The sequence below is a fragment of the Actinomadura madurae genome (assembly GCF_047130825.1).
GTDB classification, from domain to species: domain Bacteria; phylum Actinomycetota; class Actinomycetes; order Streptosporangiales; family Streptosporangiaceae; genus Spirillospora; species Spirillospora madurae.
This window is the reverse complement of record NZ_CP083237.1, coordinates 8,148,602-8,167,538: the sequence shown is the minus strand read 5'-3', so window position 1 is coordinate 8,167,538 and position 18,937 is coordinate 8,148,602. Positions and strand designations below refer to the sequence as shown.

Sequence of the window (18,937 nt, the reverse complement as noted above, 5' to 3'; positions counted from 1 at the left end):
CGTTGTCGCAGAAGTACGTCGCTGGCATCGTGCGGGGATGCGGCGGCGAGGAGCTGGAGATCGCCCGGTGGGTGACGGCGTTCCGGCTGCTGGACATGGGGAAGGTTCCGGCCGACGTCCGGCCGGACGGCACGGTGACGACGCTGCGCCGTCCGGCCGGTTCACAGTAGAACGGGGTGCTGGCGGGACATAAGACCCGTGCGGTCCCTCTCCCCCGCCCCGCTACCCCGGTAGGGCCCGGTCCGGCCTACCGGTCCGGCCAGGCCGGCATGCGAGCTTCGAAGAGCGGACGGCCACCACGCCAGGTCGTCGCCCGCTGAGTCGCTGTCTCGGCATGCGATGGGGGATAACGCGTGCAGACCGTCGTCTCGGCAGGCACCGCGAACGATTCAGCGCTCGCGGGAACTCTCTGGTGTGTGCCCGGAGGGCGCGTGGGAGGGCCCGGTCAGGCTCGCAGGCCGGCGAGTCGGGTGGTCAGGGCTTGGTGTTCGGTGCGCTGAGCTTGGTGCGTGGCATCGGCTGGCGGTGTGTCGCCGAGGGCGGTCACCTGGTCGATGACGTTCCAGATGAGGCGGTAGGCCAGCATATCGGTGGCCAGGTTGGCCCACTGTTGGGCGTGGTCGGAGGGGGTTGGTAGCCGAAGGTAGTGGTGAACCAGCCGGGGAACAGTTCGTGGTGGCGGACCGCTTGGCCGATCCTGTTGCGCAGTTTGGTCAGTAGCTGGGTCGGGCGCGTTCGGCGTGCATGATCTGTGGCCCGACCTTCACGCGCAGCTCATCGTCGGCCTGCAGTTGCGCGCTGGCGTCTAGGGCGCGCGGCTGCAGCCGTTGCGCCTGCTGGTGGAGCTGGTCCAGTTCGGCGCGGGCGGAGCGGAACTCGGCGGCCGCGTTGTTGTGCTCGGCGGTGCCAGGGGAGCTGTGGGCGAGGGTCTTGCTGTATTGCAGGGCCCGGGTCTCCTGCTGCTGGGCCTGGGTGGCGACGGTGTTGTACCGGGTGATCTCGCCGCGCAGGTACCGGCGGTTCTGCTCGGTCAGCAACGATGCGCGGGCGGTGTCACCGGCGCGTACGCGCCGGGCCAGGTCGGTCCACGTGGTGGGCGCCTGGTCCAGATCGATCGGCTCCAGGCCGCGTCCGGTGCGCACATGGCGCTCCAGCCAGCGCAGGTGCCCGCTCAAGCGCCGCAGGTCGGCACGCAGCGCGGCGGGCTGGTCGTCGTGGTCGTCGGCGCGCTCGTCCAGCCGTTCGAGCTGGCCGCGCAGTTCCTCCAGCCGGTGGTTCTCCAGCTCATACAGCCTTTCGGCATGTTCCTGGCTGAACGGTGCTGTTCAGCTGGTCCAGCCTGCGACGCAGGTCCGCCGCATCGTCGGCGAGGTCATCGAGGTCGTCGGCGGCGGCGGCGGCGTGAGTGACGGAGTAGGTAACGATCGTGCCCCTTCCCGGGCGGCGTGGCCCGCACCAGTGGTGGCGGTCTGGCTGCGAGTCTTGGTGTTGCCGGCCAAGCTGTCTTTGACCAGAGCGGTGCACATCGGACGGGCGAACGCCACCAGGACGACGATCGCCATCCCCCACAACGAGGACACCTGCAGGATCATCACGACCGTCACGCCGACGGCCGCGCCCATCAAGAACGCGGCGTGCGCCTGGCGGGCCAACGGCACGTACGGGCCGTCGAAGCGGGGGTCCACTTGGTCGTAGTGTGCGCCGAACGCCACAACCAGCGCGACGATCGCCAGCAGAATCGTCGGCTGCAGCCAGGCGCGGGCCAGCCAGCCGAACGCCGCCGGCGCCGCGGCGATGGCGGCGAGCGTGGCCGCTACCAGCGCCCAACGCGACGCCGAGGCGCTGCCGCGCCTGCCGCCGCACCCGATCGCGCAGCTGATCCTCGGCGGTCAACAGCTGCTCAGTCGCGGTACAGATCGCGTCGGCCAGCGCGACGTGTTCGTCGCTGCCTGGTTCGCGTCAACTTCATGTCCGGGCACAGGGTGCCGACGAGCCGGTGGTCGTCGCCCAGGTCGTACCGGGCGTCCATGCCGGCGAGCGGGTCGGCGACGTACTGGTGGGCGTCGAGGTCCATCAGGTCGGAGAACATCTCCCACAGCGCCCTCGTCTGCGGGCCGGGTCGCATCTGAGCTCCAGTCGGGCTGGTGGGGCGGATCCGCAGCGACCGGGTGGTGCGGCTGCCGAAGCCCTCGATCAAGGAGTACGCCCTGGCCTGTCCCCAGGGCGGGCGACCGCCGAAGCACGGCAGGGAGTTCCGCTTCGCCAACCCCGAGACCTGGCCCGAGGCGGCGATCACCACCGTCAGCGACACCACCAACTACGGCAAGACCGAAGCCCAGGCGTGGGACCGGGTCCACCCGAGGCCTGGCAGAGCGTGCCGGTCGGCCCATCGCGCCCGCGCCCGTTGCCATCGGTTCGGAGGCGGAGGCCCTGTCGGCGGCGGGGCGCAGGCGGTGCAGACACACGATCACGGTGGGGGACGTATCGCCCGCCTGGCAGGCGAACGGCAGCCTCTACAACGGCAATTGGCATGACGTCTCTGTTGGAGCGCCGGGCCTCGGTGTACGCGCCGACGAGTGGAACGGTTGTTCCTGCGCAACCGGACCTTGAAGAAGATCGCCGCACCAAGAGTCGCGGGCTGCCAGTGCTTGATCTGGCGCAACTCCGCCTTGGAGAGAGTTGAAGTGTCTACATCCTCCAGCGAGGACAGGAGTTCCGCCGCAGTCAGAGAGTGACCGGCATCGTGTCATCGGTCGAGCGCATTCAGGGATTCTCGCACCGGTACACAACATGGATCCACGGGCGACGAGAGCCATATGCGACAGCGTCGGCCGTCGAGCATCCGTCCGGCCTCTGCACCGCGACGGTTTAAGGACGGGTTCTAACGTTCGTCTCAGGTTCGCTCGGTAGGAAGTAGGCATCCAGGTAAGCGATGCAACCCGTATGTAGGAGGCTAGTGATGGCAGTCGACGCAGCGCCGTCAGGGGAAGCGCCGCCCGGGCGGTTGAGGTTCGGGGCGGCCACCAGGGCGCTGGCGACGACCTTCACTGTCGCCGCCCGCGGGTCGCACGCCGACCACAGTGCGGCGCCCGCCGCGACCGGCCCGCACAGCGCGCACGCGGGCGGGTTGTCAGCTCCACCACAGCCGCTGCGCGCCGGCGAGCGGTTCCTCCACCTGACAAACACCTGAAGAGAGACTGACATGAAGTCCATGGGACGCCGCGGCTTTCTAGCCGCTACCACGGCACTTGGCGCTGGTGCCGGCTTGTCCGCGTATGCCGCCGTTTCGGCAGCGGACGGGAACAAGACTCCGGACAAGACTCCGGACATTGCATCGCGAGACCGGGACCTGCCCTTCATCGGCACGGAGGAGACCTTTTCGACTCCCACGTTGTTGAAGCTGAACTCCATCAATCAGGATCACATAGCGTTCCTTGAGGAAATTGGTCTTTCGGATCTAGGGCAACGCCGCATCGGCGATATGGATGCGGGGGGACTCAACGTTCAAATCCTCTCTGCTCATACACCCTCCGTACAAAATGTCCCCGGACAAAGGGGCATCGATCTTGCCTATCGTCTTAACCGGCAACTTGTAGACGGGCCGATCACCAAATATCCGGGCCGCTTCAAGGCTTTCGCCACCTTGCCCTTGCAGAGCCCGGAGGCGGCGGCGGACGAACTGGAACGCTCGGTTCGGGAAGATGGCTTCTTGGGCGCACTGACCAACGGACACATCGCGAAGAAGTATCTCGATCATCCTGATTTCGAGCCTGTGCTGGCACGCGCCGTTGCTCTCGATGTGCCGATCTACCTGCATCCCGGCTATCCAGCCGACGAGGTCTTCAAGATCTACTACAGCACCACACGGTCTAAATACACGGAAGAGTACCAAGACTACATTTTCAGTGGGTCTGGATATGGCTGGCACCAGGAGGTGCTGACCCAATGCATTCGGATGATCGCGTACGGGGTTTTTGATAGATTCCCCAAACTGAAGATCATCATCGGCCACATGGGCGAAGGTCTTCCCTTCTACTACAAGCGGATCATCAATGACATGGGCGAGCCGACCGAAGACTCGCTCGAGAAGCCCTTCGGGCAATACTTTCAGGACAACTTCTGGGTCACAACCAGCGCATTCCCTCAGACCGAACTGCTCGATCTCCTGCTGAAGTACATAAGCGTGGATCGAGTGATGTTCGCAACCGACTACCCGTTCGCGGACATAAAGGAGCAGACCGACTGGTTCCGCGGAGTCGATTTGCCACGCGAAGCCAAGGAAAAGATTGCGTTCCGAAATGCAGAGAAACTGTTCAGAATGAAAGTGCCCGTGAAGTGACGCGCCAGCGTCGGCAGAAGTGGAGAATGCTTTGGCTGTAAGGCGAGAGTACAGCCAAAGTATGCGATGCGCGGCTGCCGCATCACGCGGTCTTCATGCAACGTTGATCCTGGCTCTGCTGGTTGATGGCTGCCGCTCGCCTCATCAGGGAAGCTTTGCGGTGCGTTCGGGGTGAGCCGCAGTGATGTACCGCATTGCGGACTGCGAGGAGATACCGAACAGGCGCATCAGGTGCAACGGGTCGTCGACCTCGAATGCCTCGTCGCGGATCCGGTCCTGCCGTAGCGTCTGCATCGTGAGTCCGGTGGGCCGGAAGACGGCGGTGAACGTGGTGCCGATGGGCGAGTGAGTGGTGTCTACCGCGGTCCATCGGTTGATCAGCAGATGCGGGTTGGTGGTCACTGGCCAGCGGCGGTGACGTTCGCGGAGCCACGCGGAGGCGCAGCGGTAGGTGAGTTCGTCCAGGTAGATGATGTGCCGTTTGCCAGGGCACCGGACGATGAGGCGCTCACGGGACAGGTCGAGGTCGGTGAGCAGCAGGTGGCGGATGTCGGTGCCGCTGAGCGCATGGAAGGCGGGATCTTGTTGATCCCGGCGAAGACGAGGCCACGGGTGGGATCGCGGAAGATCACGCCCTTTTGCCGAAGGGCCCGGAAGACATTCCGCAGGACGATGTGGATCGAACGGGCCGGCGTCCCCTCGCGGGTGGCGATGGCCCTTTTGACGTCGTCACGGGTGATCTCGCGCAGGCTCTCGACGCCGTCCACGAGCCGGTCCTTGAGGTCGTGGGCTGGGAGGTTGGACTTTTCAGGCTCTCCTCCAAGGGCGCTGTAACCGAGCGAACAGACTTATGGGAGTTCTCAGAAGACCTATGAGTCGCCGCAGGGATTGTATGAAGGCGACACCAGCATGGTCCGCGTCCTCACCGCCCACACCTCCGCCACCGAGCGACCCTCACAAACTGTCACTGCTTCACGGAATTTGAGCCAGATCCCGAGAAGCAGGAACGTATATACGTGTGTTCGGGTGCCTGTCCTGTCTCAGGGAAGGCGGCCCAGTGGGGCTTGTTGAACTGGGCGGGCCAGTTGTCAGAGTGCTCCCAGTCCTGGCAGGCGGTTCACGGGTTGTTTCGACGCCGGCAACGCAACGGCACCCGAGCGCGAATCCAGGCCGCCTTGCGGCCCGGGCTGATGCGGCCCCGGGCTGATTACCTGGTATGTAAACGTTCTGAGCGCATACGTCCTGTCTCGGGGTGAGGTGACGACTGCCGATTGCACTGGGCGGTCCTCTCCAACGACGACCTCCGCGACTTCATCGTTCGTCACTTCAGCTCCATGCAAGAGATCGCCAACACCCGCACCACTTCGAGTACATTTCGCGGGCTCGGTTCTCCTTTGACTCTCTGGACCGGTTCCGCCGAAGACCCTGTGGTCACTACCGGACGATGACGCCAAGGCTTATGTCCGTGCAGGTGAGAGTACATAGGCTGTGTCGGTTTCGGCGCCTGGCCCACTTGACCGGGCTTGTCGAGATCGAGTCACACACGCGCGTGCCGGCTGGATAGGGAACTCACAGGCCGCGCAGCAGTGCCTGTTTGGCGGTGGCGAACTCCTCGTCATTGACGATGCCCTCTTTGTGCAGCTCGCCCAACTCGCGCAGCCGCCGCAACAGGGTGTCGTGATCGTGGGCCGGAGCCTCCTGCACGTGAGGCTCGGGGGCGGCGATAGCGGGCGGTGCGGCTTGGACTGCGGGTGCGGACGGGTGCGGCAGATGGGCGACCACGGCGGCCGCCACCAGCGCCGTCAGCCCACCCTCCTTTTGTATGCCCCAGGCGAGGCATTGCGGGTCGTTTTCCGCCGTCTGCCCGGAGTCGCCCGCCCTAAGCCGAAAACGCAGGAAGCCGTAGCCCATCCCCGACTGGGGTGCCCACTCCACTCCCGCGATGTCGGCGAGGTCGAACAACTGTGGCCCGGCCCCTTCCTTGCGTGAACTGGCCATCCAGTTCCACTCCAGGCGCACCCGTTCGCCGTCGAACGATGCCGTGCCGTCCCCCGCCGAAGCGCTCACCGGCACCGGCGGCCCGGGCATGAGGAACCGATCGCAGGGCCCGTCCGGCACCTGTTCGAGCAGGAGCGAGTGGCGGATTTCCTCCACTAGGTATTCGGCGGCGTCCGTCCGGCCCGCGTCGATCGACAGCCGGTAGGGGTCGGCGGCAGAGTCGGTGAGCGCGCTTCCGACGACCTGGCTGAACGGGTCCGCTCCGGCGCGCAGGCGGAGGCGTAGCCAGCCGCTCTTGCGTCCCGGTTCGAAGACCACGCCGGCGATCGCCTCGACCGGCACCACGAGCTCACCCATCGCCTTGCGCAGTTTGTGCACACCCCGCTCACGGGCTGGGACGATGCGCAGTATCTCGCCGTCGAACGTCCATTTGCCTTCGCGCGAAATGGCCTCCATGAACCAAAATCGTAGTACGCGCGGCGCTGGCGGAGGAGAACGACATCGAGCGCCGCGCGAGCCATCCCCACGTTCGCAGCAAGCCTCTGCTGCAGGCTCGATGAGGCGCCCGAAGCTCCTGATGGTTGCAGATCCGGCTGTGGTGATCGATCTGTCCGCCAAGAGCTTCTCAGCTTCCGGGAGTGAATCGTCAACCCGCGATCACGCCGTGGCCCGCGTATCCTCCTGCACAGCGTGAAAACATACTGGCGGCACGATGATGCGGGCGGCAGACGGTGGAGTCCACGCTGACCAGGTCCAAGTCGGCCGCCGCTCTGCTGGTCATCAAGTTCATCAGGTCTTCCAGAACCCCGTCGCGCGCCCAGACCCAGCTGGTGGTGGCGGTCCTGCACTTCGTCCGGGGACGACGAGGATTCCGCCGGGCTCGTCGGTCGCTTGATGGGGCATCTGGCCCAGGGCAGCCATGTGGCGATCTCCCATGGCTATGAGGGCGGCATGGACCTTGGCGGCACCGCGCACTCCAAAGCCGTGTATCGAAGATCGAAGCCGCCGATCTACTCACGAGACCCGGCTGAGGTGTGAATAGTTCTTCACCGGGCTTCACCTCCTTGGCCCCGGCATCGTGTGGGCCCCGAGTGGGCCGCCCGCGTCCCCGCTGCACGGAGCAAACCCGCAAGGGAGCCACTTCATCGGCGCCGTCGCCCGCAAGCCCTGAACCGGTCAGACCCTCCTGGGCGTGACCGCGGTCGGCAGGCTGGTGAAACCGCGCTCATAGGGCGAGTTGATGCGGCGGGCACCGGTCTCATTGATGCTGTAGACGCTGACCCGGGCCGTGAGCTCCTCCAGCGCGACGCGGACCTCCACCCGCGCAAGTGGGCGCCGATGCAGTGGTGCCGGCCAGACCCGAAGCTGATCTTCGCAGCACTATCGCGGCCCAGGTCGAATCGGTCGGGCTCGTCGAGCACGCGCGGGTCGCGATCGGCCGAGCCGACAGATCGTCTCGGCGGATCCCACTGCGTTTTCAGTGCAATGCCTGTCCGACGATGTTCTGAATGGCGCTCGGTGGGGTGGGGACGTGGTCACTCCAAAATTCCTCCAATTCCGGGCGGGTCAGGTCGGTATACGGTCGTGTCGGAAGCGGGCGGCCGGTGCGCAGCGCCCAGACCGTGTACAGACACAGGGCGAGTACCTCGTCATCTACACTGACGCCATGCGGGCGACATACTGCGGCATGGCTGGTCGCCGCCGAAGTGGCTCTGTCGCGGGTTGACTGTGGCGGTTCGGGCACGCGCCAACGCTGAAGCACATCGGACCACCCTGGAACCGGAATCGCGGGTACCCGGACAAAACCGGATACAAACCGAATCACAAGTAAGTGCTTGCCTATCATTCAGCGATCTTGGAATGCCGATGATCAAGGTGTTCGGGAAGGTCGGCGAGGCGAGTGTGTCAACTGACCTGTTCCGTTTCCGGTGGCGATGACAGGATGTCCGCCGGAATGTGAGCGGGGTTTCCTCACACACTCTCGGAGCATGGGTTGTCGGACGAGTTCAAGCAGCGCGTGATCAACGACTTCATCGCCGAACTGGACGCCGCGCGAGCGACCGCTGCGCCGCCCTCCTATGCCGCCATCGAACAGCTTGCGGAAGAGTTGCGGCAGCGAACGCAGCAGCCGCCGGGTGGGCCGGTGATATCCCTGCTGAGCTCGACGGTGAATGATCTGTTCACCAAGCAGCGGCGGCGGCTACCAAGGTGGGAGATGACCCGCTCGCTGGTGATCGTGTTCCGTGAGATGGCGGCCCGTCGCGGTCTAGCCCCCGATGTCGCCATCGGGACGGTCGCCAAGTGGAAACAGCGACACGAGAAGGCGCTGAAACTGCTGAATTGCGTGAAACGATCCAGCCAGGGACAGGCTGGGACTTCTCAACTGCAGTTGCCTCGCTTTCAGCGGCAAGCCGACGGCCCCTTCGATGACGAGGACGAGCGGCGCGCCGTTCTCCTCGACTGGGCACGAAAGCAGCAGCCTGGCGTGACCGCCTCCGGGATGCGCGTAGCACGCTCGCTCCAGCCCTGTCTGGTGCTTGAGGAGTGGTGCAGCCGCTTGCGTATCTACGATCCACACGGCATTCCCGCTCACCTGCAGACGGCAGAGTTGGCCGACCACCTTCAGTCTTCATCCGACCGCTACGCCAGGGAAGCGGAGCCGACCACCTTGCAAGCTCATGGGCAACGCATGCTGCGCCGCGCTGATGCCGTCGCATTGTGGATCGTGCTTGAGGAGACGGCACTCCGTCAGCCACCGTATCTCGACCTTCCATCCCACGTGTGGCGCGGACAGTTGCAGCACCTGCTCGACCTGACCAACCTGATTCAGGTCACCCTCCAGATCCGCCCTGCGGGCAGTGCTCACTTCTGCGCCAGAGGCCCGATTCGGCTGCTGCGTTTCCGTCAGGCGGATGTCCCGGACGTGCTCGTTTTGCAGGAGTGGCAACACGGACTGTATCCGCCCGATTCGCCATTAGTGAGGGAGTATTATGCTGTGCTGAGCGAGCTGGCTGTTTCAGCGGCGCTACCGGACGACTCGACGCAAATCCTGCGCAGCATCCTCAAGCGGCTGTGACGTCCGACGCCGACGTGGTCTGGCCAACGACCCCAGAGGTCTGCTGTCATGTTGGGGCGCGACGCCTACGTCAAACACCGCCGTGACGACACGGCAAACTCATGGGAGACGAGCGTGAACAGCCGAAACGACGAGCCCGCCCGCCAGGAGCACGAGAAAATGTTGGACGCCACCATCGACACCTCGGTGCCCCACTCGGCCCGAATATGGAATTACTGGCTGGGCGGAAAGGACAACTTCCCGGTTGATCAGCAGGCCGGCGACGAGTACGTTCGTGTTTTCCCTGGCATCATCGATCTGGCCCGTCATTCCCGAGCGTTCCTCTCCAGAGCGATCCGCTACCTGGCCGAGGTGGAAGGCATCCGGCAGTTCTTGGATGTGGGGACCGGCCTGCCCACCGTGGACAACACTCACGAGGTGGCGCAGCGGGTGGCCCCGAACTCACGCATCGTCTACGTCGACAACGACCCACTCGTCCTAGTCCACGCCAGGGCGCTTCTGACGAGCACCACCGACGGGGCCACCGACTACGTTGATGCCGACCTCTACGACCCGCCCGCCATCCTGCGCGGCGCCAGAAAAACCCTCGACTTCAATGAACCCATTGCTCTGATCCTCAACGGCATCATGGGCCACGTCACTGACGATGCCACGGCCCGAGATCTCGTCCGGCGCCTCTTGGCCGGACTTCCGTCGGGCAGCTACCTGGCGTTGAACGACGGCACCGACACCGACGAGGCCTTCGCCGAAGCCCAGGAGGGCTACGACGAAACCGGCGCGGTCCCGTACCGACTCCGCCGACCCGACCAAGTCGCCGCCTTCTTCGACGGGCTAACCATGATCGAACCAGGCTTTGTCCCGGTCAACCGCTGGCATCCTGAACCCAGCCCCTTCGAACCGACGCCGGACGCCCACGCCTACGGTGGCGTCGGGAGGAAAGACTGAATCCCTCAATCGCCATACCGATCAACCCTGGTGAGAAGCCCCTGCGGCGGATCGGGCGTGTGCTGATACTTCGGCGCAGCTCTCTCGAGGCGTTGGGATGATGGCTCCGGGAGTCAGGGGTGCAGGTGGCGAGGATGCCTCGTGGTTGGGGTGCTTTCGGTCTTAGCTTTGAATATTGGACAGTATGCCGTTGGTGCCTGCCGGAGCGGTGTCCGAAGGTACGGTGGGGCTAGTGCTGGTGGTTGGCAGATGGGCGCTTCAGGAAGGGCCTTCAATGTCCGACGTTGCTCCTCAAGCCGCGGCCGCCGATGAGGCGCTGTTCGAGCCGAAGCCGGTTCTTCGGCCGCGCGAGCAGGTGGAGGAGCAGATCCGCCAGGCGATCCTCAGCGGCCAGTTGGCGATCGGGACGCGGCTGCCGAGTGAGGCCGCGCTTGCCTCGAAGTTCTCGGTCTCTCGGACCACGGTTCGCGAGGCGTTGCGCTCGTTGGCGGCCAATGGCCTCATCACGAAGGTGCCGGGCTCCGGAGGTGGCAGCTTCGTCCGAAGCGTGGACCATTGGGCGCTGGGGCGGGTGGTGCTGGAGGGGATGCAGAACCTTCTCAAGCTCGGCACGATCGAGCCGGGTGAGGCGGGTGCTGTACGCCGGATGCTCGCGGTGCCGACCGCCCGGCTCGCCGCGGAGAACCGGACCGGCGCCGACGTCCGCGCGCTTGAACGGATCCTCGCGCAGCTGGCCCGCACTTCGCGCGACGACCCGAAGGCTCTGGCGATGGACACCCAGTTCCACACGACGGTGGCGCTCGCCTCCCGCAACCGGGTCCTCGCATGCCTCATCTACGCGCTGCACATGGTCACCGAGCCCGTTCGCGACGCCGAGTCGGCCGAGGAGGCCGGACGGCGGCACCAGCGGCTGCTCGACGCGATCAAGGCCGGGGATCCCGATGCGGCGGAGCTCGCCATGACCGCTCACGCCGCGTACGTGGAGGAGCATCCCAGACCCGCGCCGAACGGCGCCGCGTCCACGGCACCCGGGCCTGTCGAACTCGGGCCGGCGGACGAGGGCCGGGCCGGCATCTGACCATGGGTCGTGTGACCGCGATTCACGCCGTGTACGGCTTCGCGGCCTGTGCCATCGCCGCGAAGGCCTCGCCCGTCTGCGGTACGAGTTCGGCCTCGGTGAGATCCATGACCTCGTCCAGGTGATCCCGTACGTCCTCGGGCCGTTCGCCCAGGTCTTCCACGCGCGGTGACTCCTTGAGGACGAGACGGGACACGCGACCGAAGGCCGACTGGAGCACCTCTCCATTGAGGCGGCAGTCCTCGTGGGCCAGGTAGGCCACGGTCGGGGCGACTCGATCCGGAGAGTTCCGCATCGCGGCGGTCGCCGCGTCCGATCCCTCCCGCATCGCCACCGCGACCATGCGGGTCCCGGCGCCCGGGCCGATCGCGTTGACCTTCACGTCTCCGTGCCGCGAGGCCTCGATGGACAGGGAGCGGGTGAGTCCGATGACGCCCGCCTTGGCCGCGCCGTACGCCGAGAGTTTCTCGATGCCCTTCGCGGCGGCGGAGGTGGTGTTGACGATGCGGCCGTAGCCGGTCTCGCGCATGTGCGGCCAGACGGCGCGGCACATCCACAGGGTGCCCATGAGGTTGACGTCCATGGTGAGCCGCATGTGAGCGTCCGACATCTCGTCGGCCTCCGCGTAGATGCACACGCCGGCGTTGTTGACCAGGATGTCGACGCCTCCGAACGCGTCCACTGCTGTCTGGACGATCGCGCGGGCGCCGTCGGGGTCCGCCACGCTGTGGGTGTCGGCCACGGCCCTGCCGCCGGCCGCACGGATCTCGTCGACGACGGTGTCGGCGGACGCGTTGTCCGAGGCGCCCTTGACGCCGCTGCCCACGTCGTTCACCACGACTCGGGCGCCGCGCGACGCCAGCATCAACGCGTATGACCTCCCGAGCCCGGGGTCTCCGCCCGCGCCGGTGACGATGGCGACCCGCCCGTCGAAGAGCATTTCTGGCATTTTCTCCCTCTTTCGCGATGCTCTGGTCCTTCGTCAGGCGGTGGCGCACTGTGCCTGGGCTAGGGCCTTCGCCGGGTCGAGTGCCATGTTGGCGAGGGCGTGGTCGCAGGCCGTCTCGATCTCGTTCCGTGCCGTTTCCTCCGCCGCCGCGATGGCCTGGTCGGCGACACCGGACGCTCGGAGCTTCTCCGCCAACCGGGTGATCGGCTCCGTGGGACTCCATTGGTCCGTCTCGCTCGCGTGGCCGGTGCGGTGTTCGGGCGGTCGCTCGGTCGTGAGCACAAGGAGGGTCGGTCCTTCACCTGCGCGAGCCCGCTCCACCGCCAGACGGCAAGCGGCTCTGACTGCCACTGGGTCCTGGCCGTCCACGTGGGAGCCGTCCATGCCGCATCCGGCGGCGCACATCCACGGTTGGTCTTCGATGACCGTGTCTGTGCTTGGGGTCACCTCCGGATGGACGTCTTCCTCGCAGATGAAGACCACCGGTAGGCGGAAAGCCGCGGCCATGTTCACCGCCTCTTGGGCACGTCCCTCTCTCAATGCCTCATCGCCGAACACCGTCATGGACACGCGGTTGCTCTGGCCGAAACGGCCCGCCATGGCGGCGCCCACGGCGATCGGCAGTCCGGTGCCGGCGGTCGCTCCGTAGAAGCCGTACTGCGGGGTGAAATCGCCCGGAGGTGCGCTACAAGGTCTCCGGGCGGTCGACGCACCGCGTCCGGTGTGGACGCCTGTGGCTCGGCTGAGGGTCTCCGCGAGGATCACGTGTGCCGGTACACCTCGTTGCAACGCCCAGCCGTGCCCGCGGTGGGTGGCGAAGAGAGCGTCTTCAGGCCCCAGCTCGGAGCAGGCGCCGACAGGCCCGGCTTCTTGTCCTATCCGTATGTGCGCCGCTCCCGATGGCTGCCCTGCGGCGAGGAACTCGGCGGCCTTCTCCTCGAGGACCCTGATCCTCCACATGTCCATCAGATCGATCAGGTGGTGTTCCCTGGTCATGCCTGCCTCCCTCTGTCCGTCGGGGGCCGTCGTGCGTCCGGGGAATGTCCCGGCGGCTCCGCCGCCATGTGTCGCCCCGGTGTGGCGTGGGGCGGGCCGAGGGTGCGGCAGAGAATCCGGCCGCATACGAGGCTTCCTCGGCGTTGGGAACCTGCGAGACGGTACGGAGTCCTGAGCCGGTCGGTGTCGGTGAAGTCGGTGCGTGCCACTGACCATGGGTTGCTGTCTTCGTCATGGGCCATGAGAGCCCCCTCAAGCCGGGGCCGACCATCACGCGGAGGTCGGCGACCGTCGGAAGTATATGGTCATTTACTTACAGGGTCAATGACCGACAGAGGACCTTCGCCCCGACTGTCGGACGAGGTTGGCCCCTCCTCCGCGCGGCGAGCAGCCCCCCAGCGGGGGAACCATCGCGAAGGCGCCCTACCTCGCCGCGTGCACCAGTGGGCCGCCTCCGCCTCCGCCCCGCGTTGCGCGTAGCTGTCGAACATTTGACTTCGGTTGAGGAAGGAGGGCAACTGTCCGCTCTTGATCAAGATGGCAACTGGCTTCCCTCGCGTTCTTGACATGCCTCATCGTCGCGCTTACCGTGAGCTAAGTAAATAGCCATATACTTAGTCTCCGGTGAGGCGGGGTGAGCGACCGTGGCGATCACAGTGACGAGCGGCGACCCGGCCGCGCCCGGCCCGCGTGCGGCCGACGACGCCGGGCACGGTGCGAGCTCGGCGGCGAAGGCGCTGGCGATCCTGGACGCCTTCCGCGGTCCCCGCGCCGTCCTGGGGGTGACCGAGGTGGCGCGCTCGATCGGCGCCCCGAAGTCGACCACCCATCGCCTGCTGACCGTCATGGTCGAGAGCGGATACGTCCGCAAGGTCGACGGAAGGTACGCGCTCACCGAGCGGGTCTTCGAGCTGGGCAACCGGGTCGGGTTCACCCTGCTCGGCTCGACGGGTCTCCGGCACCGTGCCATGCCGTTCCTGTCGAGCCTGTTCGTGGCCAGTCGCGAGACCATCCACCTCGCGACGCTGGCCGGGGGTGACGTTCTCTACCTGGAGAAGCTGTTCGGCCACAGCGGCGCCCTGTGCTCGACCGCCGTCGGCGCGCGGCGACCGGCCTACGCGACCGCTCTGGGCAAGGCCATGCTCGCCTTCGCTGAGGACGCGGTCATCGATCACGTCCTCCGGGGCCCCTTCCGTCGCTTCACCAGCAGCACCGTCCGCGGTGCCGGCCAATTGGAACGGCGACTCGACGAGGCCCGATCGACCGGGATCGCATCGGACCGCGGCGAGATGCAGAACAGCGTGTACTGCATCGCGTCGCCGATCCTCGATCCGTGGTCGGGCCAGGCGATCGCGGCCGTCTCCATCTGTTCCTGCACGAACCGCAGGCTCGAAGCGAAGTACGGCCACCTTCTCCTCGCGACGACCCGGGAGTTGTCCCATCAGGTCGCGGGCCCCGCGGATCCCCGCCCCTCCCAGAGAACGGAGCCCCATGGAATACACGAACCTCGGCGCGTCAGGGCTGCGCGTCTCCCGGCTGGGCCTGGGCACCGCGACCTTCGGGCTGGCACCCGACGCGACTGAGGCGGATCGCATGATCCGCGCCGCGCTCGACGCCGGGATCAACTACATCGACACCGCGAACAGCTACGGCAACCAGGCGCGGTTCGACCGGGCGGGACTTCCCGGCGCCGGCGAGCGGATGTCGTCCGAGGAGATCGTGGGTGCCGCACTCGGAAAGCGCCGGGACGAGGTCGTGCTGGCGAGCAAGGTCGGAGAACCGATCGGAGGCGGTCCCAACGATCGCGGTCTCGGCCGCACGCACATCATGCGGATGGTCGAACGGACCCTGAGCCGCCTTCGGACGGATCATCTGGACATCTACTACGCCCACCATCCCGATCCCGACACCGGCATCGCGGAACTCCTCGGCACATTCGATGACCTCATTCGCCAAGGCAAGATCCGCCACTACGCATTGTCCACCTATGACGGGTGGCAGCTGACCGAAGCACTTCTCGTCGCGGAGAACATCGGAGTCCGAAAGCCCATCTGCCATCAAACCCGCTACAGCCTCGCCAAGCGCTGGATCGAGCGAGAAGTGCTTCCCGCCGCACGGCATTTCGGCTTGCCAACGGCCGTGTTCAGTCCTCTTGCGGGCGGGCTGTTCGCGGCGGGAACAGCGGACCGTCCGTACCAGGGCGACGCTCGCTGGGGAGGGCAGGGATTCACCGCACACGAACGCGACCTGGCCATGGCTGTCACCGGACTCGCGAACAAGTGGGGTCTTACGACATCGGGCGTCGCCCTGGCATGGCTCTTGGGCAGGCCGGGCATCGCCACGGCCATCGTCGGCCCGGAGACGGTGGAAGAACTGAATCAACTTGTGCCGGCGGTCGACGGTGTCAGGTTGGACGACGCGCAAATGGACGAGCTCGACCGGCTCCTCCCCCCAGAGCCGACGCTATGGTCCTGACCTGCGGGTCCGCGGGGCGGCCGTGCGATCTGTGTTCCGCCCGCTTGGAGGCGCTCAGCCGCATGACCACCATTGCGGACCGGCCGGTCGTCCTTTGAATCGGGTCTCGGGATGAAGGTATGATGATCTAATTCTCGGATGATCGTACGGCGAGCGGAGGTGCGGGTGGCTGCGGTCCGTCTGCGGCTGCTGAAACGGTGGGGGCGGCTCAACGGCCGCCTGATGCATCAGCCCCGAAAAGGAGATCACTCCCACGAGCCGTTCCGGTCGACGAGGTGAACCGGAATCGCACCGCCCGTGGGGGGCCCGCGCGCGGGCGCAATGCCGAGCTGACTCGCGCCGAGATCGTCAAGGCGGCCGCCCGGCATTTCGCCGCACGCGGATACGCCCATGTGACCCTGCAGGAGATCGCGGCAGACGCGGATGTCACCGCGGCACTGATCAACAGGTATTTCGGATCGAAGCGCGCCCTTTTCGAGGTGGTCGCCTCGGCGAAATTCGGCTATGAGCCGGAGATGCCGGACACCGCGCCCGAGTGGGCACGCCGGCTGCTCGAATTCTGGGACGACGTCCAGGCCCGAACCCCCGCCGTCGCACTGGTGAGGTCGGTCGACCTCGACGGCGGAACGCTGCTGCAGGCGGAACTGGAGGAGCGGTTCACCGGCCCCCTGAGAGCGAAGCTCGGAGACCGGGACGACTCCGAGACGATCCTGCGGTTGATGGCGTCGTTGACAATGGGGCTCGGGCTCTTCGGTATCGGGGCGATCTTCGGCCGCTCGCTGGACGACCTGAGCGAGCACGAACGCGACGCGCTGGAGCGCAAGCTCACGAAGATCATCGAAGCCTGCCTGACCGACGAGTAGGACGCACCGCCCTCCTCCGCCTCTTCCGGCGCCTGACCGGTCTTACGAACGAAAGACGGCGCTCCACTCGTTCGAGCAGGGCCGTCGGTGATCTGACCTCGATGCAGAGGGTGCCGGGCTCACGCCCTGAGCGGCGCCCCGGGCACTCGTGGATCGTGCTCCGGGGCGCCGGGCGGCTGCTCTCGCCGGACGCGCGGATCGGTGCCTACTCAGGCGGCTGTGCGCGGAGTCGGGCCATTGTTAGCGTGCGCTTCCAAGCGGCCCTAAGACGTCGGCTCGTTCGCTCCGGTCATCGCTTCCGGGCGTCGATGACCCCAGTAGCTCGCGGCGGTGTAGTGGCCGACGACCCAGGTGTCGTCGTCGACCTGGCGACCGTCGAAACCGTACTCCACCACGAAGTCCGAGGGCGTCTTGAAGAAGCAGCTGATCATGTGGTCGTTGGTGTGCTTGCCGAGTGTCAGGTCGACCATGCCGCCGCCGTTGTCGTAGGCGTGCCCCACGGTGTCGATCGAGGCGACCTGCAGCATGATGTGATGCAGCGAGGGCAGCCTGCCGGGAATGGCGACGCCGGCGAGCGTGTGGTGCCGCGTGTTGCAGCGCAGGAAATGGGTCTCCGCGCCCGGCGTCAGGCTGACGGTGTCGCTGAGGCGGAAGCCCAGCTTGCCGATGTAGAAGTCCTTGAAGACCTCGATGTCGTCACACGTGATGAACGCGTGGCCGAGGCCCATGTCGTCGATGACGAACTGGGCGCCCGTGGGCGAGACGAAGGGGGCGGTGGCCTCCTCGTGCCCGACGAAGAACTCCAGGCGGTTGCCCATGGGATCCGTCGCGCTCCGCAGGGCGGACACGCGCCGGGCGGCACAGAGCTCGGCGCCTTCCTCGGTCACCTCGACGCCTTTCGAGTGAAGTTGCTCGGCGAAGTCGGCCAGTTCCTCGCGGGTGCTGATCTCGAATCCGAAGTAGTGCAGGGCGCCATGGGTGCTCTTGTGCACGGCGATCCGGTAGGACCTGCCGTCCATCCGGAAGTACAGCGTGTCGTCGTCCGCGCCGGCCTCACCGACCTGGAGGCCGAGCACGCCGGTGCCGAACTCGCGCCACGCGGTGAGATCGTCGGCGCCGACGCCGATGTATCCGAGGCTTTTGATGTGACCCATCGTCCGGGCTCCTTTGTGGTGGCTGGGCGGGAACTCGCGACCGAAGCGGGGCTCGTCACCGCGCGGCGACGTACTCGGGCATTTCGGGACGGTTCTTGGACACCCCCGCCCAGTCCGCCGTCTTCCGGCTGACCTTTCCGTCGCGGAAGAACTCCAGGAAGACCTGGTTGAACATGTCCGGCTGGTCCGTCTGCCCCTGGTGTCCGCACTCGTCGGGGAAGAAGAACTGGACGTTCGGGAGCCGTTCCTCCTGCAGGTAGCCGAGTTCGACAGGGAAGATCACGTCCTGCCGCCCGTAAAGGTAGATCGCCGGGATCGGCAGCTTGTCGAGGCGGCCCTTGGTGGGGAAGCGCGCGACGTCGACACCGGTCAGCGGCTGGAACGTCTTCACGGTGTGCCGGGCGTACTCCTCGCGCTTGTTGTTGGCGGCCCGCGTGCGCATCTCCAGCAGCTCGTCGCTGATCGACTCGGCCCGGTAGATGATCTTTTCCAGCATGGTCCGCATCGAGTCCTTCGTGCCGTCGAAGACCCTGATGTCGGGGATCACGTGGTCGAGCCTCTCGCGGAGCTCCTGCTCTTCGTCGTCGCCGACCAGATCGCCGATGCGGCCGCCGATCAGCGCGTAGCTGATGACCCGCTGGGGGTGGGCCACCACATAGTTCACGGTGTTCAGGCAGCCCATCGAATTGCCCGCCAGGTGGAAGCGGTCGAGGCCGAGCGCCGTGGTGAAGTCGTGCAGGAAGTCCACGTGCCCGGCACGCCCCGGCTCGTAGTACCCCTGCGGGTCCTCGGTCAGGCCGAACGCGGGCTGGTCCGGGCAGTACACGCGGAAGCCGTGCGCTCCGAGGAATGGCGCCATGAATCGCCACCCGGCCGTACCGGAAGAACCGATGATGCCCCCGTGCAGCAGCACCACCGGCGGCCCGTCCTCGCCCGAAGTCATGTAGTGGGCCTTGACGCCGCCGGGCAGCCTGACCCATCGGCTCAAAAGGCCGTCGACCTTCATGATCCCCTCGTCGGTGAAAGCCATTGCAGAACTCCTTTGCACTTTCTGCGGCAGACCA

The 18,937-nt window shown here is 66.3% G+C and carries 22 protein-coding genes; 10 read left to right on the top strand and 12 right to left on the bottom strand.

Features of this window, described 5'->3' with window-relative positions:
• The first annotated feature begins 2 nt into the window (after positions 1-2).
• Positions 3-170, top strand: a complete 168-nt coding sequence (locus K8Z49_RS37890) for a hypothetical protein (RefSeq protein ID WP_412516422.1) — start codon at positions 3-5, stop codon at positions 168-170.
• A gap of 275 nt (positions 171-445) precedes the next feature.
• Here the strand turns inward: K8Z49_RS37890 and K8Z49_RS37885 are convergent, their stop codons facing one another.
• The 4 genes from K8Z49_RS37885 to K8Z49_RS37870 form a co-directional block, all read right to left on the bottom strand.
• Positions 446-586, bottom strand: coding sequence for a hypothetical protein (locus K8Z49_RS37885; RefSeq protein WP_412516421.1), 141 nt, complete (start codon positions 584-586; stop codon positions 446-448).
• Positions 587-713: 127 nt separating this feature from the next.
• The gene (locus K8Z49_RS37880; protein WP_412516420.1) at positions 714-1,175 is read right to left on the bottom strand and encodes a hypothetical protein; all 462 of its coding nucleotides are present in this window, start codon (positions 1,173-1,175) and stop codon (positions 714-716) included.
• A 150-nt stretch (positions 1,176-1,325) separates the two neighbouring features.
• A complete protein-coding gene (locus K8Z49_RS37875; protein WP_412516419.1) occupies positions 1,326-1,685 on the bottom strand; it encodes a hypothetical protein in 360 nt (119 codons plus the stop codon).
• Between the two features lie 215 nt (positions 1,686-1,900).
• A complete protein-coding gene (locus tag K8Z49_RS37870; RefSeq protein ID WP_412521340.1) occupies positions 1,901-2,311 on the bottom strand; it encodes a hypothetical protein in 411 nt (136 codons plus the stop codon).
• On the opposite strand from K8Z49_RS37870, the gene K8Z49_RS37865 reads away from it, so the two are divergent.
• From K8Z49_RS37865 to K8Z49_RS37855, 3 genes are all read left to right on the top strand, one after another.
• Entirely contained in the window at positions 2,193-2,534 is a 342-nt protein-coding gene (locus tag K8Z49_RS37865; protein WP_412521252.1) for a hypothetical protein, read from the top strand. The genes K8Z49_RS37870 and K8Z49_RS37865 overlap by 119 nt on opposite strands.
• A gap of 425 nt (positions 2,535-2,959) precedes the next feature.
• Positions 2,960-3,190 (top strand): hypothetical protein, encoded by a 231-nt coding sequence (locus tag K8Z49_RS37860; RefSeq protein WP_412516418.1) that lies wholly within the window; start codon positions 2,960-2,962, stop codon positions 3,188-3,190.
• Between the two features lie 12 nt (positions 3,191-3,202).
• A complete protein-coding gene (locus K8Z49_RS37855) occupies positions 3,203-4,339 on the top strand; it encodes an amidohydrolase family protein (RefSeq protein WP_024935196.1) in 1,137 nt (378 codons plus the stop codon).
• Between the two features lie 144 nt (positions 4,340-4,483).
• On the opposite strand, the gene K8Z49_RS37850 is transcribed toward K8Z49_RS37855, so the two are convergent.
• The 4 genes from K8Z49_RS37850 to K8Z49_RS37835 all read right to left on the bottom strand — a co-directional run bounded on the left by K8Z49_RS37850 (position 4,484) and on the right by K8Z49_RS37835 (position 7,657).
• On the bottom strand, positions 4,484-4,741 hold the full coding sequence (locus K8Z49_RS37850) for a hypothetical protein (RefSeq protein ID WP_412516417.1): 258 nt from the start codon (positions 4,739-4,741) through the stop codon (positions 4,484-4,486).
• Positions 4,738-5,106, bottom strand: coding sequence for a hypothetical protein (locus tag K8Z49_RS37845; protein WP_412516416.1), 369 nt, complete (start codon positions 5,104-5,106; stop codon positions 4,738-4,740). The genes K8Z49_RS37850 and K8Z49_RS37845 overlap by 4 nt, the downstream gene beginning before the upstream one ends.
• An 802-nt stretch (positions 5,107-5,908) precedes the next feature.
• On the bottom strand, positions 5,909-6,793 hold the full coding sequence (locus K8Z49_RS37840) for a DUF4429 domain-containing protein (RefSeq protein WP_021592931.1): 885 nt from the start codon (positions 6,791-6,793) through the stop codon (positions 5,909-5,911).
• 720 nt (positions 6,794-7,513) lie between these two features.
• Positions 7,514-7,657 carry a hypothetical protein gene (locus K8Z49_RS37835; RefSeq protein WP_412516415.1) on the bottom strand — a complete coding sequence of 48 codons (144 nt, stop codon included), beginning with the start codon at positions 7,655-7,657 and terminating at the stop codon, positions 7,514-7,516.
• Positions 7,658-8,330: 673 nt separating this feature from the next.
• Between K8Z49_RS37835 and K8Z49_RS37830 the strand changes: the two genes are divergently transcribed.
• From K8Z49_RS37830 to K8Z49_RS37820, 3 genes are all read left to right on the top strand, one after another.
• Positions 8,331-9,413: a Scr1 family TA system antitoxin-like transcriptional regulator gene (locus tag K8Z49_RS37830; RefSeq protein WP_412516414.1), complete on the top strand. Its 1,083-nt coding sequence runs from the start codon at positions 8,331-8,333 to the stop codon at positions 9,411-9,413.
• Positions 9,414-9,461: 48 nt separating this feature from the next.
• The gene (locus K8Z49_RS37825) at positions 9,462-10,358 is read left to right on the top strand and encodes an SAM-dependent methyltransferase (RefSeq protein WP_412516413.1); all 897 of its coding nucleotides are present in this window, start codon (positions 9,462-9,464) and stop codon (positions 10,356-10,358) included.
• 232 nt (positions 10,359-10,590) lie between these two features.
• Positions 10,591-11,436 (top strand): FadR/GntR family transcriptional regulator, encoded by an 846-nt coding sequence (locus K8Z49_RS37820; protein WP_412516412.1) that lies wholly within the window; start codon positions 10,591-10,593, stop codon positions 11,434-11,436.
• A gap of 22 nt (positions 11,437-11,458) precedes the next feature.
• Here K8Z49_RS37820 and K8Z49_RS37815 read toward each other — a convergent pair whose 3' ends face one another.
• Both K8Z49_RS37815 and K8Z49_RS37810 read right to left on the bottom strand, forming a co-directional pair.
• The gene (locus tag K8Z49_RS37815; RefSeq protein WP_024935192.1) at positions 11,459-12,385 is read right to left on the bottom strand and encodes an SDR family NAD(P)-dependent oxidoreductase; all 927 of its coding nucleotides are present in this window, start codon (positions 12,383-12,385) and stop codon (positions 11,459-11,461) included.
• A 33-nt stretch (positions 12,386-12,418) separates the two neighbouring features.
• Entirely contained in the window at positions 12,419-13,381 is a 963-nt protein-coding gene (locus K8Z49_RS37810; RefSeq protein WP_412516411.1) for a thiamine pyrophosphate-dependent dehydrogenase E1 component subunit alpha, read from the bottom strand.
• Between the two features lie 644 nt (positions 13,382-14,025).
• Between K8Z49_RS37810 and K8Z49_RS37805 the strand changes: the two genes are divergently transcribed.
• The 3 genes from K8Z49_RS37805 to K8Z49_RS37795 all read left to right on the top strand — a co-directional run bounded on the left by K8Z49_RS37805 (position 14,026) and on the right by K8Z49_RS37795 (position 16,719).
• Positions 14,026-14,964, top strand: a complete 939-nt coding sequence (locus tag K8Z49_RS37805) for an IclR family transcriptional regulator (RefSeq protein ID WP_111832072.1) — start codon at positions 14,026-14,028, stop codon at positions 14,962-14,964.
• Positions 14,873-15,856, top strand: coding sequence for an aldo/keto reductase (locus K8Z49_RS37800; RefSeq protein WP_111832073.1), 984 nt, complete (start codon positions 14,873-14,875; stop codon positions 15,854-15,856). Before K8Z49_RS37805 ends, K8Z49_RS37800 begins: the two co-directional genes overlap by 92 nt.
• A 275-nt stretch (positions 15,857-16,131) precedes the next feature.
• Positions 16,132-16,719, top strand: coding sequence for a TetR/AcrR family transcriptional regulator (locus K8Z49_RS37795; protein WP_021592941.1), 588 nt, complete (start codon positions 16,132-16,134; stop codon positions 16,717-16,719).
• A 263-nt stretch (positions 16,720-16,982) separates the two neighbouring features.
• Here K8Z49_RS37795 and K8Z49_RS37790 read toward each other — a convergent pair whose 3' ends face one another.
• Both K8Z49_RS37790 and K8Z49_RS37785 read right to left on the bottom strand, forming a co-directional pair.
• On the bottom strand, positions 16,983-17,873 hold the full coding sequence (locus K8Z49_RS37790; protein ID WP_111832075.1) for a VOC family protein: 891 nt from the start codon (positions 17,871-17,873) through the stop codon (positions 16,983-16,985).
• A gap of 55 nt (positions 17,874-17,928) precedes the next feature.
• Positions 17,929-18,903 (bottom strand): alpha/beta fold hydrolase, encoded by a 975-nt coding sequence (locus K8Z49_RS37785; RefSeq protein WP_412516410.1) that lies wholly within the window; start codon positions 18,901-18,903, stop codon positions 17,929-17,931.
• Between the last annotated feature and the right edge of the window lie 34 nt (positions 18,904-18,937).